Source organism: Quyinboa ferrireducens, from assembly GCF_042436675.1.
GTDB lineage: Bacteria > Bacteroidota > Bacteroidia > Bacteroidales > UBA5342 > JBHJHP01.
In genome coordinates this window covers 138,027-152,777 of the sequence record NZ_JBHMVA010000004.1, presented here as the reverse complement: position 1 = coordinate 152,777, position 14,751 = coordinate 138,027, and the positions used below count along the sequence as shown (strand labels likewise).

Sequence of the window (14,751 nt, the reverse complement as noted above, 5' to 3'; positions counted from 1 at the left end):
ATCCCGCAGAAAATCCTGCGTATGTCTTGGTTCTTGATTCTTGTGTCTATTCTACGCTGTTTTCCTAAAACTTCTGACCGCCACAGATAACATGACAGTTCCGTATCCGGTAAGAATTACCAAATCCTGCCACAGGTCCATCACACCCGAACCTTTTAACACCACATGCCGCATGATCTTTACAAAATAGAACAAGGGATTCAGATAATTGACAACCTGCGCCCAGTGCGGCATGCTTTCTGCCGGAGTAAAGAGTCCGCTCATCAGAATGAATACGATCAGAAAGAAAAAGCCCATTAAGGCAACCTGCTGCTGTGTTTTACTTAAAGTTGAGACCAACAAGCCCAGAGAAAGAATTAACAACAGATAAGCACTGGCAAATAATAACAATACCGGTATACTGCCTCTAATCGGTATCCTGAATGCCACCCAGGCAACAAACAGACCGAGCAGGAGATCAAAGAGCCCAATAATCCAGAATGGAATCAGTTTACCAGCCAGAAACTGCCACTTTTTTATGGGTGTGACATTAATCTGCTCTATGGTCCCGATTTCCCGCTCACGCACCAGATTAACACCAGCCAGAAACATACCGATAATGGTCACCAGAACCACCAGAATTCCCGGAGCCATATAGTACTTATAGTCCAGTACCTCGTTATACCAAAACCGGGGTTTTATGGTTATCGGTAATGTATTTTGCATATCAGCCTGCAGAACTCTGGCTGCAATTTGTGTATTATACCGCTGTAATATATTTCCTGAATATGCATAGGTCAGTTCTGCCGCCGTACCGTTTATGGCATCAACCAGCAGTTGCACTTCTCCGGTCATTGAGTTGTAATAGTCCTTCTCAAAATTATTCGGGATCACCAATACCGCATTTGCCTGATTCTTCAACAGCATCGCTTCCTGATCCTTTACGGCCGGATCAAGCGCCACGATTTTAAAGAACGGAGAACCAGAGAAATCAGAGATCAATTCACGTGACAAGGTGGAATTATCCCTGTCAATTATCTGTAGCTTTATCTCCTTCATTTCGAATGTTGCAGCAAACACAAGGATCATCATCTGCACTACCGGCAACATAAAAATGATGGGTAACATGGATTTGTTTCTGAGAATCTGCAGAAACTCTTTCTGAATGATATATAGTACCGTACGCATTACTCTAACCGTGTTTTAAATTTCTTTACGCTGACGCCAAGTATGACCGCAATCATGAATATCAGAATGGCTGTCTGTTTCCAGACGATTAATAATCCGGCGTCTTTCAGCATCACAGCCCTTATAATCTCAATAAACCACCGGGGTGGGAATATTCTGCTCAAATACTGTAGTACAACAGGCATATTTTCAATAGGGAAAATAAAACCAGATAATAACATGGTTGGCAGCATCAGTGCAAATGCGGATAACATCATAGCCAGCAACTGTTTATCAACAATAGTGGAAATCAGTACACCCAGACTTAAGGCGACCAAAATATACAGGATGACCTCCAGCATCATAAATACAACGCTCCCTCTTATTGGCACGCCGAATATCAGGTTTCCAAGAAGCAGAATCATACCCGCGTTTAAAATGGAAAGGATCAGATATGGAAACACCTTACCCAAAACTATTTGAGATGGTTTTAAAGGTGATGCCAACAAAATCTCCATGGTCCCGAGCTCCTTCTCACGTGCGATGGTCACCGAGGTCATCATGGCGGATATCAACATCAGGATCACGGCAATAATACCCGGAACAAACATGTAGGAGCTACTCAGTTCTTCGTTGTACAACATTCTCACCTGCGGCTGGACGCCTGTGACAGCCTTGCCCTTCATCAGCTCTGTCGACATATAATCGTTGACAATGGCAGTGATATAATTTGTTATAAGCGTCGCCGTATTGGGTTCAGAAGCATCGGAAATGATCTGCATCTGAGCATTCCCGAAGTGTACCATTTTCTCACCAAATCCGGGTTCAAATACCACAATGGCTTTAACAATTCCCTTCCTGAACAACTCATCAAAACCGCTGTCATTCTCTGGCTCAGCAGCAATGGCAAAAAAACCACTGGACGCTATTTTATTGGTGATCGCTGTGCTCACATCATCGTGTGCCTGATCCAGAATGGCTATTTTAGCATCTTTTATTTCGGTTGTCAGCACAAACCCAAATAGAATCAGCTGAACCACGGGAATACCAAACAAAATGATCATTGTCCGTGGATCGCGGAAAATATGCAGAAATTCTTTTTTTACAAATCCTATAAAACGTTTCATCTATTTAAGACTTAAGATATAAGAACCAAGACATAAGACTCATTTTTAATGAATAGTGAAAAGTGAATGATGAATTATTTTTCATCATTAATTGTTCATTGTTCATTGTTCATTATCATTCATCATTGTTTTTTCTTAATCGGGCGAGTTTTAAAAATACCTCATCCATATTAGCCGCACTATACTGTTTCATCAGGTTCAGCGGTGTATCCAGAGCCACAATTTTACCATCTACCATTATAGAAAGCCGGTCGCAATACTCCGCTTCATCCATATAATGCGTAGTAACAAATACAGTAATGCCCCGTGAAGCCGATTCGTATATCATTTCCCAGAACTGACGCCTCGTTACCGGATCAACTCCGCCAGTCGGCTCATCCAGAAATACAACCTTCGGCTTATGAAAGATGGCCAGAGAAAATGCCAGTTTCTGTTTCCAGCCCAAAGGCAGATCTGCAATTTTTCGGTCTTTTACCTCCTCAAGGTTCAGACGCCTGATCAGTTCTTCTTCGCGTTGTTTCCTTTCTTTCACCCTGATTCCGTATATACTGGCATAAAACCTGATATTCTCATGAATGGTCATGTCTTCGTACAATGAAAACTTCTGGCTCATATACCCGATATTTTGCTTCACCCGCTCAGGTCTGCGGCTAACATCCACTCCGGCCACCATCACGTCGCCGGATGTTGGCCTCGACAAACCCGACAGTATACGGATAGCCGTCGTTTTTCCTGCACCGTTAGCACCAAGAAAACCAAAAACCTCACCCTGTTTTACGCTGAATGTCAGATTATCATTGGCAACGAATGATCCGAACTTCTTTACCAGGTTTTTAACTTCTATCACATTATCGCTATTCATGTTCAGCCATTTTTTGCATGAATACATCTTCTATTCCGGGCTCCATTCGTTTTACCGAAAAAGCATCTTGAATCCTGGATCTTAAAACCTCTTCCAGACTTTCTTCCGTCATATCATTGGCAGTGGTAAGATGCAGGAACTGTCCAAATGTATGCACCGATTCAACCTGTTCAATTTCCCTTATCAGCTTTAATGACTGATACAGTTTTTGTGTGCTGTACTGCCATAATTTTCCGTTAAAACCCAGTTTAAGTCCCGAAGGTGTATCGGTTCCAAGTATGGTTCCGTTTTCAATCAACGCAATCCTGTCACATTGTTCGGCTTCATCCATGTAAGGCGTTGACACCAGAATGGTAATGCCCAATGCTTTCAATCGTTTTAACATATCCCAGAATTCCTTACGGGAAACCGCATCCACACCGGTGGTAGGCTCATCCAGAATCAAAACCTCCGGTTTATGGATCAATGCACAGGACAGTGCCAGCTTTTGCTTCATTCCTCCCGACAATTTACCCGCACGACGTGTTTTAAATGGTTCAATCTGAACATATATATCCTTGATAAGATCGTAATTCTCTTCTATCGTAGTTCCGAAAACAGTGGCAAAAAATGCAAGGTTCTCCTCCACCGTCAAATCCTGGTACAACGAAAACCGTCCGGGCATATATCCTGCTATATTCCGTATTATTTTATGGGCCTGCACCACATCGTGAAACATCATTTCAGCTTCTCCCTTATCCGGCAGGAGTAAGGTCATCAAAATGCGCATCAGGGTTGTTTTTCCCGCTCCATCCGGACCTATCAGTCCAAACAGCTCACCTGTCTGCACCTTCAGTGAAACATCCTTCAGTGCCTCTGTTTCACCGTACGATTTTGATATATGTTTAACTTCAATCATAATTTTACAATGAAAAATGAATAATGAACAGTGAATAATTTTTCATTATTCATTGTTAACTGTTCATTGAAAGTACATTTCTCCGGGCATACCGATTTTTATGGAGCCATCATTTTTGACCCGCACTTTTGTAGCATATACCTGTTTAACCCTTTCCTTTTTGGTCTGAACAACCTTTGGGGTGAATTCCGCTTCCGAAGAAACCCAGATGACTGTACCCTCATAATTTTTCATTGTACCGTCAATGGCATCAATCTTCACATTAACCTTTCTGCCCAGCTTTACGGCTTCCAACTGCTGACCTGAAACATACACACGAAGGTTAATGTTAGAGATATCTGCAAGCTTAAACAGTGGTTTACCGGCCACAGCCAGTTCACCTTTTTCCACATAGCGTTCCAGTATGGTTCCGTCAACAGGAGCAGTAACTGTACAATCGCTTATTTTTTTATCGAGCACCTTCATTTGTGCATCAAACACCATAGCCTGTTCGTCTATAGATAACAGGTTAGCCTTATATACACCTCTTTGTCTGTACAACACGTTTATCCTGTTTTCCACATCATCTTTCTGCTTCTGCGTTGCAGCGCCATCCTTATAAAGATTCTCCACCCTGTTCTTTTCTGTTTCAGCACCCGAAATATTCTCTTCCAGAACCGACATGCTTGCTTTTACCTGAGCACGGTTTGCCAATACCGAATTTTTCTGGGCCAAAAGTTGTTTCATCTGAAGCACAAGGTCCGTTGTATCAACCTGCAATAAGAGATCACCGGCTTTTACGGTTTCTCCTTCGTCGTGATACATGGCCATTATTTCACCTGTACTTTTTGAAGAAACAATGGTCTCCACTGCTTCAAAGTTACCGTAAGCATCAGCTCTGTCAGAATCCCCGTTACATGATGCCAGCATCACGGATAATCCTATCATCCATGACAGCATAAACAAATTGTGTATTCTATTTTTCATCACTATTTATTATTATCTTTTTCAGTTCCGGTTAATGTTATGTACTCATACTTGGCCTTTAGTAATGCAACCTGATGATTTTCATTGGTTAGTTGCGCTACAAAATAATTGTTCAGGTCGCGGATATAATCTGCTGACTTTATCACGCCGTTTTTTAGTTGTGATGCCGAATTATCAGCCACATCTTTTCTCAGGGTTACAAGTTCTTCATCTGTAGCAATGATCCGGTTCAGCTTTTCAATTTCATTCCATTTAGAACGGGTCAGCAAATCCAGCTGATACAGGAAACTTTCCTTCTGATTATCTGCAATTTCTTTTTGCAGTTCAATCTGCTCCTTTTTGCGGCTGGTTTCTTTCCAGTCATATATTTTCCACTGCAATCCGACACCTACAATGTACCAGTCGGCAAAATTATCATTGAACATATTCAGCCCCGGACGACCGTAACCGGCCTGTCCGTATCCGTATATTCTTGGTTTGCGCGTATTTTGAAGCAGATCACTCTGATTATCCAGTTGTTCCTTCTGCGCCTCTATTAAGTCAAGCTCCGGACGGTTCACCGGAATTGATGTGCTGTCAGCCACCGGATCAGCCGGCAAAACCAATTCTGTTTTGTCATTGAATGTCTTTCCTGTTATCAGCGACAGATTATCCAGTGACGCTTTATGCAGACTTTCCAGTTCAATAATCTGCTGATTCAGCAAAACCATTTCGGCTTTCAGGTTATTCTGTTCATTGCTGTTTACTGCACCGTTTTTAACGGCAGATTCAACCACCTTACTCTGATCCTGCAACACTTGTTTTTTAAGGTTCAGTATCTTAATCTGATTTTGAAGGTTCAACGCTGAAAAATAAGCAAGGTTTACATTTCCCTTTACTGCGTACAGATTAACCTCCTGCTGCTGCACATCTGCTTCAGTCTTCGCATCGGCGACAGCTTTCTTACTTTTAGACAGACCACCGTCGTAAATGGTTTGGGTCACATCGATATAAAGTTTATACCAGTCCTGAGCCAGTTTTGGAATCGTTACGCCCGGAATCTGAAGATTAACACTCGTAACATCGCTTTGCCAGGATACGTTGGCTTTCAGAGTGGCCTGAGGCAGATTGCTTACCCCACTGTTCTCCTTTTCCAACTCTCCTATTTTAAGCAGCAAACGCATGTTATCATATGACGGATGATGATAATACCCGTCACTGTAACATTGCTGCAGTGTTACCTGCTGACCCAGTAATGCCGCAGGCACGAATAAAAAGATCAGAAAAATCCTTTTTAATAACATGACTATTGGTTTAATAACATTTGTAATATCATTTTTTTTCGCGCAAGCAGAAAGGTGTTCATTTCTTCCGCATTGTTTTCAAATAATAGTGGTTTTAAAAGAGGCCTTGCCAGGTAAGGAAAAATTGTAAGCGAAATAAGGTTTACTATTATTTGCCGCGGGTCAATATCCGGAAGAATATTTTCATCTCTCAGTGCATTAAGAATTTTAAGCAGCTTTTCAATATCAAGTCCCATTTTCTGCAACCTGCTTTTCATACATTCAGGTTCACGGTTGACTTCAGTAATCAGAAAAATAGGCAGAAAAGGATTTTTTGATATCATATTAAAATAATGATCAATAATCATTTCCAACTTTTCCCTGATGTCTTTATCCGTATTAAAAATCTCCACCAGATTTGGAAAGAAATTTGTAAACGCATCCTCAAAAACGGCTTCAAACAATTTCTCTTTCGACCTGAAATAATAGTGTAAAAGGGCTTTATTAATTCCTGCTTCATCTGCTATCTCCTGCATCCGGGCCCCATACATACCCTTGCTTTCAAAAACTTTTTTAGCAGCATCAAGAATCTTTTTTTCAGTATTTTGATCTTTTTTAACCATTTAATTTAACTGTTTGGTTAAACCATATGGCAAATATAAAATACATTTTTTTTACCGACCAAATAAATAATGTTAAAAATTAACCAAATGGTTAAACTTTGAATTTCCAGAATCCTGTGAATTCATTTCAAATTATTGATTTCCAGAAATAAAACCAGTAAATTTAACCGGTATTACATAACCGGATTATAATGGCATTAAATTCTCTGGCTTTGTTTTTTCATGATCAAACAGTTCTCTTATCCAGAAATTCTGAATTGACAAAAGAAAAACAAAGCAATAAAAACATACATAAACTGCGTCTTTCCATAAAGTCCATAAAATCCATCCTGAAGATACTGGAGAGCGAAAACTCTGTTCAAATTGATAAACAGGCCATATACAACCAGCTTATTCCCCTTTTCAAAACAGCAGGTTCCCTTCGGGAGCAAAAGGTTAATCTCAAACTGACTAAAAAATTTAACCTTACCGAAATCACAGAACTCAATAACTTTTTGCAGAAGAAAGTTTTTGAGGCAGAAAAGGAGTTGAAACCACAAATTGAAAACCTTAATGAAACGGATCTGAAGAAATGTTGCCAAAGCATAAGCACATTCATTAACAGTACTGATTTCACCACTCTTACTCAAATTATTTTAAAGAGCTTAAATGAAAGATCGGATCAGATTAAAATGCTGACAGAGAAACCTGATGCAATAATCCCGCTTCATAAAATCCGACGCTACCTGAAAGATATCGACTTTGCCCTTACCTGGTTGAGCAACAGTCATGTTTTTGTTCCCGGAATTAATATGGAAACCGTAAACGCGCTCGGGAGAATTATTGGACGCTGGCATGATATTGTCGTTTTTAAGAATGAATTAAAAGAATTTGAATCGACATTTCCTAAGCTTCAACTGAATACCGAAAAAATTTCAGAAGCTGAATCAGAGCTAAGACAACACATTATAAGGACGCTAAATGAAATACATTTTGTACCGGAATCAAAAACTGAAGGCGATATTTTCCTTTGGTTTAAAACAAGAAAGGACTACAGGGAATGGTTGTTGGTTAACCACGACAAATGCAATAGATTCAGAATGGTTTTTTATAAGAAGCATACGAGCAAACCTAACATCGAATATAATGATGCTGTGGAAGAATCCCTCTGTTTTGGTTGGATTGACAGCCTTGTGAGGCGGGTTAATGATGACATATATACACGGAAATTTACGCCCAGAAATCTTCGTTCCAGGTGGTCGCCTACAAATATAAAACGTGTTGAAAAAATGCTTAACATAGGTATGGTTGAAGCATCTGGGTTAAAAACACTGCCAATTGATCCTGCAACAGGCCAACCAGACTGGAATAAGGTCACAGTAAGTGAAATGGAAAAGAAGATACCGGATATTCCGGATCATATCAAAACCATTTTCAAGCAACACGAACCGGCATGGACAAATTTCACTAACCTGGCAGACAGCTACAAACGTCAGTATATCCTTTGGATCACCGCCGCTAAAACCGATACCACACGAAATAAACGAATTAAGACCTCGCTTCAGTTGCTGAAAGAAAACAAAAAACCCGGTATGATTTAGGATTATTTTACACAGAAGAAATACTTAAATAACCTACGCACAAAAAATATTATACAGCACATATAAGCTATTAGTATGGAAAAAATTTTCATTTTTTAACATTTATGGTTATTTTTCGAACTACTTGCAATTAAGTATTATTTATAATTAAAATTTAACCACTATGACAAAGTTTTTTTCTATTTGTGTTATTGCATTAAGTTTGGTATTGAGTGTAAATGCTCAGAAACTTTCAAAGATGCCTCCCAAGGTAGTCCTGATTGGTATCGGAGCAAAAAATCCAACATTTAACGAGGCACAGTATCCTCACCTGAAAATTTATTACACGCCGGAATTAACGCCAGTAAAGAATGCAACAGAAACACAAAATGCAGCCGCCAGCCTTTCCGGAGCTGTTAAGTTTACCTATGATGGACAACCGGAGTTCCTTAAAAATATTTGGAATGATAAAAACATCGATGAGGCATTTATGCTGTTTGACAAAAACGGACTATGTGTGGCACAAGGCTATGATGTAGACAAACAGGGAGATATTGCGTCAAGACTTTGTACAGATAAAAAACCTTTAGCTGATCATATCAAGGACTGCGTAAAAAAAGGGAAAACCGGTAAAGCCGAAAAAAAGGAAATGAAACTTAAAAAATCAGATTTTATGGTCGGCTATTCATTCCCTGAATTTAATCTTAGCGATACTGATGGCAATTCAACAACAATATCTGAAGTTTTAAACGGAGAACCAACACTGGTTATTTTCTTTAATATACCGGATAATATGGATTTGAATGCTGCCAAAGAAAGCGGAGAAGGAAAAAGCGGAAAGGCTTTTCTTAAAAGCATGGTATCGGGAGCTGCCGGAGCTGGTAAATCAGGCGTATTCTTAGCACTCGAAAGCCAGGTATACGATTACGATGCCCGTGAAAAATAGTCATTCTCAATATACTTTGATTTTAATCCTCTGCCTGTTTGGCAGGGGATTTTTTATTCCAGCTCAATAACCAGATCATTTCCGTTCAATTGTTGCCCTTCACTAACCAGCACGCTCTTTACGATTGAATCGTGATCAGCTACAATACGGTTCTCTATTTTCATAGATTCTATCACCAACATGGCCTTACCCTTCACCACCTTTTCACCGGGCGTTACATACACCCTCATCACTCTTCCGGGCAATGGTGACAACACATTTCTGGCCTTGATCTGTTGTTCGTTGGCAGGTGATAATTCTCTCCTTACTATGTGAGGCTGAACCAAAAATAAGGCATGATCAATTTCAATAAAATATGACCGTTCCGTTTTTTTTGACCAGATAACTTTTACCGGCTCATTATTGAAAATAAAATGCAACTCGTAATCGTTTAATTTTACCAAACTGCATTTATAAGTCTTATCATTCACTGTAATCTGCCATTCTTTTTCGTTGACCTTATAGCCGGAAACAGCATACAGATGATCGCCTGCAGTAATATTATTTTTCTGTTGGTGGCGCCAGTTACCCAGTTTTGACCAAACAGATCCATTCCCGGTCTGTATCCCTGCATTCAGAAAAAACCATGATACACCAAACCTTTCATCTGGTTTCAAAGGCATATCAATATGTCTGTCTGTAAACAGATCACAATATTGAGTATGTATGTTATTTTGGATTAAAACAGGAGATTTTAAAAGATTGGTGAGAAAACCTTTATTGGTTTTCACACCTTGAATTTTATAATCCTCAAGGGCTCCAATCATATTACTCATGGCTTCCAACCGACTTTGTCCACCTGTAATCACCTTTGCAATCAGGGGATCATACGCAGATGACATAACTGCCGTTCTTTCAAAGGAGCCATCGACCCTTACGGATTTCAATTCGGGAGCTGCATTGAGAGTAAGCGTTCCATTTTGAGGCATAAAGCCTTTTTCAGGATCTTCAGCATACAACCGGCATTCCAAAGCATGCCCTCTACATATGATTTCGTCCTGTGTGAACGCAAACTCATTACCCGCAGCAATTAACAGTTGTTCTCTAACAACATCAACATTAGTAACAAATTCAGTGACGGGATGTTCAACCTGAATTCGTGTATTCATTTCCAAAAAGTAAAAATTCTCCTGCCGGTCTACAATGAACTCAACAGTTCCGGCATTTCTGTATTTCGCTGCCTTAGCCAGTTTTACGGCATTTTGATGTAAACTCTTCCTCAGCGCATCGCTGATTCCGTAAGCCGGTGCTTCTTCAATAATTTTTTGATGCCGCCGTTGAACCGTACATTCCCTTTCATGCATATGAATCACATTTCCGAAATTGTCTCCAAAAACCTGCACCTCTATATGCCGTGCATCTTCAATAAATTCTTCCACATAGAGCGACTCATCGCCAAAGAACATTCCGGCCTCTTTTCCTGTGATATGCAAAGCATCTTCAAAATTACCGGCAGATCTGACAACACGCATTCCCTTTCCACCACCACCAGCCTGGGCTTTGATCATTACCGGATATTGCAGTACATCCTTATATTTAACGAGCTCATCAGATGAACCATATCTGGCATGCAAAACAGGAATGCCCAACTTTTCAGCAAATTCCCGCGCACTTTTTTTGTATCCCATCAACCTGATAACATTAGGTGATGGTCCAATCCATGTTATCCCAACAGCCTTACACATTTGAGCAAATTCTGCATTTTCAGACAGAAATCCGTAACCAGGATGGATGGCATCCACACCATTGGCCAGAGCAATATCAATAATGCGCTCTTTATTCAAAAAAGTTTCTGACAACGATTTTCCATCCAGGAGTACAGCCACATCAGCTTCCTTCAGGTAAATATGTCCGGTATCATCGTCGGTATATAACACCACAATCTCCGTACCCATCTGGTGTGCAGTCTTCATGATGCGCGCAACAATTTCGCCCCTGTTTGCAACTAAAATCCTGTTAAACGTTTTCATCTGCTCTTGTTTTAGTACCTCAGCGCCCCTTCCAGTTTGGAGTTCGCTTTTCGAAAAATGCTTTCATTCCTTCATACGCATCTTCTGTCTGCTTTGCAGAAACAAGGATTTCACAGGTTTTGTTAATCATGGCATCGTCCAAAACACCATCCGATAAATCGTTGATAAGTTCCTTGGACATATTCACACCAACGGGCGAGCCTTTAACAACTTCGCTCATAAAAACTGTAGCGGCTTCAATTCCTTCACTCTTTTTCTTTACTTCATCCACAATACCAATTCGTAAAGCTTCAAAAGCATTGAACCTTTCGGCCGTGTAAACTTTAGATTTAGCAACTGAAACCGGAATTTTTTTAAGAATATATGGCATAATGGTTGCCGGAGTGATCCCCAGTCGCACCTCAGAAAACCTGAACTGACTGTCCATTTCAGCATATACCACATCACAGGCCGCCATTAATCCCAAACCTCCTCCATATACATTGTTATGAACCACGGCTATAACCGGAATCTGAAAACGATAGATCGTTTTAAATAAATCAGCCAACTGATGACTGTCCTCCAGACTTGTTTCATAGTCCTGTTGCCCGGATTCTTTCATCCAGTTAATATCAGCACCGGCACAAAATGAACCACCATTACCGGAAAGAATTACGCCTCTGAAGCTTTCATTTTTTTCAATCTCAGAGAAGCATTCCAACAATTCGGTAATCATTTGCAGGTTCATAGCATTGTGCACATCTGTCCGGTTCAGCCGGATATGCGCCACCTGATTTCCCAGAATTTCCTCAACTTCTATCGTTTGATAATTCATCATTTTATACGAAATTTTATCAACTTCCACCTTAAAAAGACAGCATGAGAAACGTTTCATCCTTAATTTCTCATTCAACAAACAACCTGTTAAAACCGGAATACTCCGGGCTGCGGATCCTTCACTTTCTTACAAAGCGCAGCAGAAATGGCCATGCCAAGCACATCTCTTGTATCCGCAGGATCGATGATTCCATCGTCCCACAACCGGGATGTACTGAAATACGCTGAACTTTCCAGATCATAACGGTCCGTTATCTCTTTTTTAAACTTATCCAGTTCTTCTATGTCCACAGGTTTTCCTGATGCCTGCATTTGCTGAACTTTAACCGTACTCAATACATTCGCGGCCTGTGTTCCGCCCATTACCGCAATACGCGCATTAGGCCACATAAACAGAAAATCAGGATCGTATGCCCTACCAGCCATGGCATAATTTCCGGCTCCATACGAACCACCAACAATAACAGTTATCTTAGGCACATTGCTGGTTGCCACTGCATGAACCATTTTTGCACCTTCCTTTGCAATCCCTTTATGTTCATAATCCTTTCCGATCATGAACCCCGTTATATTCTGGAAGAACACCAAAGGTATTTTACGGTAATTACACAATTCAATAAAGTGGGTTCCTTTCAATGCAGATTCAGGGAAAAGTATGCCATTATTGGCTACTATACCTACCGTATATCCGTGAATACTGGCAAACCCGGTTATTAATGTTTTACCGTAATTAGCTTTAAATTCCTGAAACTTACTCCCATCCACCACACGGGCAATCACCTCATACATCTCCATTTGCCTGGTCTGGCGGGCTGGTACAATTCCATAAAGTTCATAGGGATCATACGCAGGTGAAACGTCTTCTGCCATACGCACCTGATGTTTCTTTGGAGGAGTTAATGTTGAAAAGATATCCCTGCAGATACGCAGCGCATCCAGATCATCTTCTGCCAGGTGATCTGCCACCCCGGAAACGGACGTATGTACATGGCCTCCACCCAAATCTTCTGCAGAAACATCTTCGCCTGTAGCCGCTTTTACCAAAGGAGGACCTCCGAGAAAAATCGTTCCCTGGTTCCGCACAATAATGGATTCATCACTCATTGCCGGAATATATGCTCCGCCAGCAGTACACGATCCCATTACTATGGCCACCTGTGGAATTTGCTTCGACGAAAGCTGCGATTGCAGATAAAAAATGCGTCCGAAATGATCACGGTCAGGAAAAACATTAATCTGTTCCGGCAAAAATACACCACCCGAATCTACAAGAAAAACCGCGGGCAAATTATTTGCCAATGCGATTTCCAGTGCCCGGATATGTTTTTTGATGGTCTCTTTTACATAGGTTCCACCCTTTACCGTTGCATCGTTAGCAATAATAACGGTTTCGATATCCCGTATCAAACCAATACCTGTAATGATACCTGCTGACGGAAAACCATCGTCGTACTGCCCGTTTGCAGCCAATGCTGAAAACTCAAGAAAAGAGGTATGCGGATCAATCAAATGATCTATGCGTTCTCGTGCTGTGAGTTTACCACGTTCTCTGTGCCTGATAACAGGTTTTTCGCTATCGCGTTGCAGTACTGCACCTAATCGGGTCCTGTACTCCTCCATGAGCACTTCAAAAGCCTTTGTGTTTTCGGTAAAGCTTTTAGATCCGGAAATAATATGTGATGTTAGCTTCTCCACGTTTGTAATACAGTAAAGAAACACGCGCAGCGCCTTTTTGTTTACAAATTGTCAGTTCGATCTTTAACTTTTATTAAGGAATAATAATACATTATTTTGAATTACTCAACTCAAACCGAACCAGCATCGTACTTTCAAATTTTATCTTTTCAAATTCTATTTCAGGAAGGGCTTCCTTTTTTACACTTGAAACACCACGGATCATTATGTTACTATTCAATGTATTCGGTCTGTAATAGGTAAAATTCTGTTCCTGAATAAACATGGCTTTGCCGGCATCCTGTTTGATCGCTTCTGCCAGATAATCTGCTTTTTCGCGGGCTGCTTTAATGGCATTGATCTTAACCTGCTTCTGGAATTCTGCTTTTTGCGAATGATCCACATGATCGATGGTAATATTGGAAATATCCATTTTTTCCAGTTCAATAAATACCAGGCTAAGGGTTTTGGTATCATGCACAATCAGTTGATATTCCTTGCTAGATTTTATCTCATCTTTTTTCAGCCAATGATCATTAAAATTACTAGCAAAATCCTTCACGGCCAGATCCTTATCCACATTCACTCCAATCTTTTTAAGTGCACCGTACATTTTCTGTTCCTTCTCTTCAAGTGTTACCTTGCTTTTTGTATCTGCCTCGTTAATAAGTATTTTAAGATAAATTTCGTCCGGAATGACTTCCAGTTCAGCTTTGCCCGTAACTTCGATATAATTTTGATCGATAAAGTTTTTTTCTCCGTTTTGAGCCCTAAGTACAAAACCGGAGCACAGGAGGAATAAGAATACAAGTTTTTTCATGTGTTTAAAAATTTAAATTTATAAATAAATCCAGCCTAAAATC

13 protein-coding genes are annotated in these 14,751 nt (G+C 40.4%); 2 read left to right on the top strand and 11 right to left on the bottom strand.

What is annotated here, in order from left to right; translation table 11 throughout:
- Positions 1-51: 51 nt before the first annotated feature.
- The 7 genes from ACE01N_RS08685 to ACE01N_RS08655 form a co-directional block, all read right to left on the bottom strand.
- Positions 52-1,167: an ABC transporter permease gene (locus ACE01N_RS08685; protein ID WP_380587193.1), complete on the bottom strand. Its 1,116-nt coding sequence runs from the start codon at positions 1,165-1,167 to the stop codon at positions 52-54.
- On the bottom strand, positions 1,167-2,273 hold the full coding sequence (locus tag ACE01N_RS08680) for an ABC transporter permease (RefSeq protein ID WP_380587190.1): 1,107 nt from the start codon (positions 2,271-2,273) through the stop codon (positions 1,167-1,169). The genes ACE01N_RS08685 and ACE01N_RS08680 overlap by 1 nt, the downstream gene beginning before the upstream one ends.
- 115 nt (positions 2,274-2,388) lie before the next feature.
- On the bottom strand, positions 2,389-3,135 hold the full coding sequence (locus tag ACE01N_RS08675; protein ID WP_380587187.1) for an ABC transporter ATP-binding protein: 747 nt from the start codon (positions 3,133-3,135) through the stop codon (positions 2,389-2,391).
- Positions 3,128-4,033 carry an ABC transporter ATP-binding protein gene (locus tag ACE01N_RS08670; RefSeq protein WP_380587184.1) on the bottom strand — a complete coding sequence of 302 codons (906 nt, stop codon included), beginning with the start codon at positions 4,031-4,033 and terminating at the stop codon, positions 3,128-3,130. Before ACE01N_RS08670 ends, ACE01N_RS08675 begins: the two co-directional genes overlap by 8 nt.
- 63 nt (positions 4,034-4,096) lie before the next feature.
- The gene (locus ACE01N_RS08665; protein ID WP_380587181.1) at positions 4,097-4,999 is read right to left on the bottom strand and encodes an HlyD family secretion protein; all 903 of its coding nucleotides are present in this window, start codon (positions 4,997-4,999) and stop codon (positions 4,097-4,099) included.
- A 2-nt stretch (positions 5,000-5,001) separates the two neighbouring features.
- Positions 5,002-6,282: a TolC family protein gene (locus tag ACE01N_RS08660; protein WP_380587178.1), complete on the bottom strand. Its 1,281-nt coding sequence runs from the start codon at positions 6,280-6,282 to the stop codon at positions 5,002-5,004.
- A gap of 2 nt (positions 6,283-6,284) precedes the next feature.
- Positions 6,285-6,884, bottom strand: coding sequence for a TetR/AcrR family transcriptional regulator (locus ACE01N_RS08655; RefSeq protein WP_380587175.1), 600 nt, complete (start codon positions 6,882-6,884; stop codon positions 6,285-6,287).
- Between the two features lie 191 nt (positions 6,885-7,075).
- Between ACE01N_RS08655 and ACE01N_RS08650 the strand changes: the two genes are divergently transcribed.
- Together ACE01N_RS08650 and ACE01N_RS08645 are read left to right on the top strand one after the other, a co-directional pair.
- Complete coding sequence (locus tag ACE01N_RS08650) at positions 7,076-8,464, top strand: YdeI/OmpD-associated family protein (protein ID WP_380587172.1); 1,389 nt, start codon at positions 7,076-7,078, stop codon at positions 8,462-8,464.
- 163 nt (positions 8,465-8,627) lie between these two features.
- Positions 8,628-9,389, top strand: coding sequence for a hypothetical protein (locus tag ACE01N_RS08645; RefSeq protein ID WP_380587169.1), 762 nt, complete (start codon positions 8,628-8,630; stop codon positions 9,387-9,389).
- Positions 9,390-9,442: 53 nt separating this feature from the next.
- On the opposite strand, the gene ACE01N_RS08640 is transcribed toward ACE01N_RS08645, so the two are convergent.
- The 4 genes from ACE01N_RS08640 to ACE01N_RS08625 all read right to left on the bottom strand — a co-directional run bounded on the left by ACE01N_RS08640 (position 9,443) and on the right by ACE01N_RS08625 (position 14,708).
- Positions 9,443-11,398, bottom strand: a complete 1,956-nt coding sequence (locus ACE01N_RS08640) for an ATP-binding protein (RefSeq protein ID WP_380587166.1) — start codon at positions 11,396-11,398, stop codon at positions 9,443-9,445.
- 19 nt (positions 11,399-11,417) lie between these two features.
- On the bottom strand, positions 11,418-12,215 hold the full coding sequence (locus ACE01N_RS08635) for an enoyl-CoA hydratase-related protein (protein WP_380587163.1): 798 nt from the start codon (positions 12,213-12,215) through the stop codon (positions 11,418-11,420).
- 86 nt (positions 12,216-12,301) lie between these two features.
- Positions 12,302-13,909, bottom strand: a complete 1,608-nt coding sequence (locus ACE01N_RS08630) for a carboxyl transferase domain-containing protein (RefSeq protein ID WP_380587160.1) — start codon at positions 13,907-13,909, stop codon at positions 12,302-12,304.
- Between the two features lie 91 nt (positions 13,910-14,000).
- On the bottom strand, positions 14,001-14,708 hold the full coding sequence (locus tag ACE01N_RS08625; protein ID WP_380587157.1) for an SIMPL domain-containing protein: 708 nt from the start codon (positions 14,706-14,708) through the stop codon (positions 14,001-14,003).
- Between the last annotated feature and the right edge of the window lie 43 nt (positions 14,709-14,751).

What these genes read in the sequence shown, in the direction of transcription:
- ACE01N_RS08685 (WP_380587193.1), bottom strand. Translation starts at nt 1,167, where the DNA reads ATGCGTACGGTACTATATATCATTCAGAAAGAGTTTCTGCAGATTCTC.
- ACE01N_RS08680 (WP_380587190.1), bottom strand. Translation starts at nt 2,273, where the DNA reads ATGAAACGTTTTATAGGATTTGTAAAAAAAGAATTTCTGCATATTTTC.
- ACE01N_RS08675 (WP_380587187.1), bottom strand. Translation starts at nt 3,135, where the DNA reads ATGAATAGCGATAATGTGATAGAAGTTAAAAACCTGGTAAAGAAGTTC.
- ACE01N_RS08670 (WP_380587184.1), bottom strand. Translation starts at nt 4,033, where the DNA reads ATGATTGAAGTTAAACATATATCAAAATCGTACGGTGAAACAGAGGCA.
- ACE01N_RS08665 (WP_380587181.1), bottom strand. Translation starts at nt 4,999, where the DNA reads ATGAAAAATAGAATACACAATTTGTTTATGCTGTCATGGATGATAGGA.
- ACE01N_RS08660 (WP_380587178.1), bottom strand. Translation starts at nt 6,282, where the DNA reads ATGTTATTAAAAAGGATTTTTCTGATCTTTTTATTCGTGCCTGCGGCA.
- ACE01N_RS08655 (WP_380587175.1), bottom strand. Translation starts at nt 6,884, where the DNA reads ATGGTTAAAAAAGATCAAAATACTGAAAAAAAGATTCTTGATGCTGCT.
- ACE01N_RS08650 (WP_380587172.1), top strand. Translation starts at nt 7,076, where the DNA reads ATGGCATTAAATTCTCTGGCTTTGTTTTTTCATGATCAAACAGTTCTC.
- ACE01N_RS08645 (WP_380587169.1), top strand. Translation starts at nt 8,628, where the DNA reads ATGACAAAGTTTTTTTCTATTTGTGTTATTGCATTAAGTTTGGTATTG.
- ACE01N_RS08640 (WP_380587166.1), bottom strand. Translation starts at nt 11,398, where the DNA reads ATGAAAACGTTTAACAGGATTTTAGTTGCAAACAGGGGCGAAATTGTT.
- ACE01N_RS08635 (WP_380587163.1), bottom strand. Translation starts at nt 12,215, where the DNA reads ATGATGAATTATCAAACGATAGAAGTTGAGGAAATTCTGGGAAATCAG.
- ACE01N_RS08625 (WP_380587157.1), bottom strand. Translation starts at nt 14,708, where the DNA reads ATGAAAAAACTTGTATTCTTATTCCTCCTGTGCTCCGGTTTTGTACTT.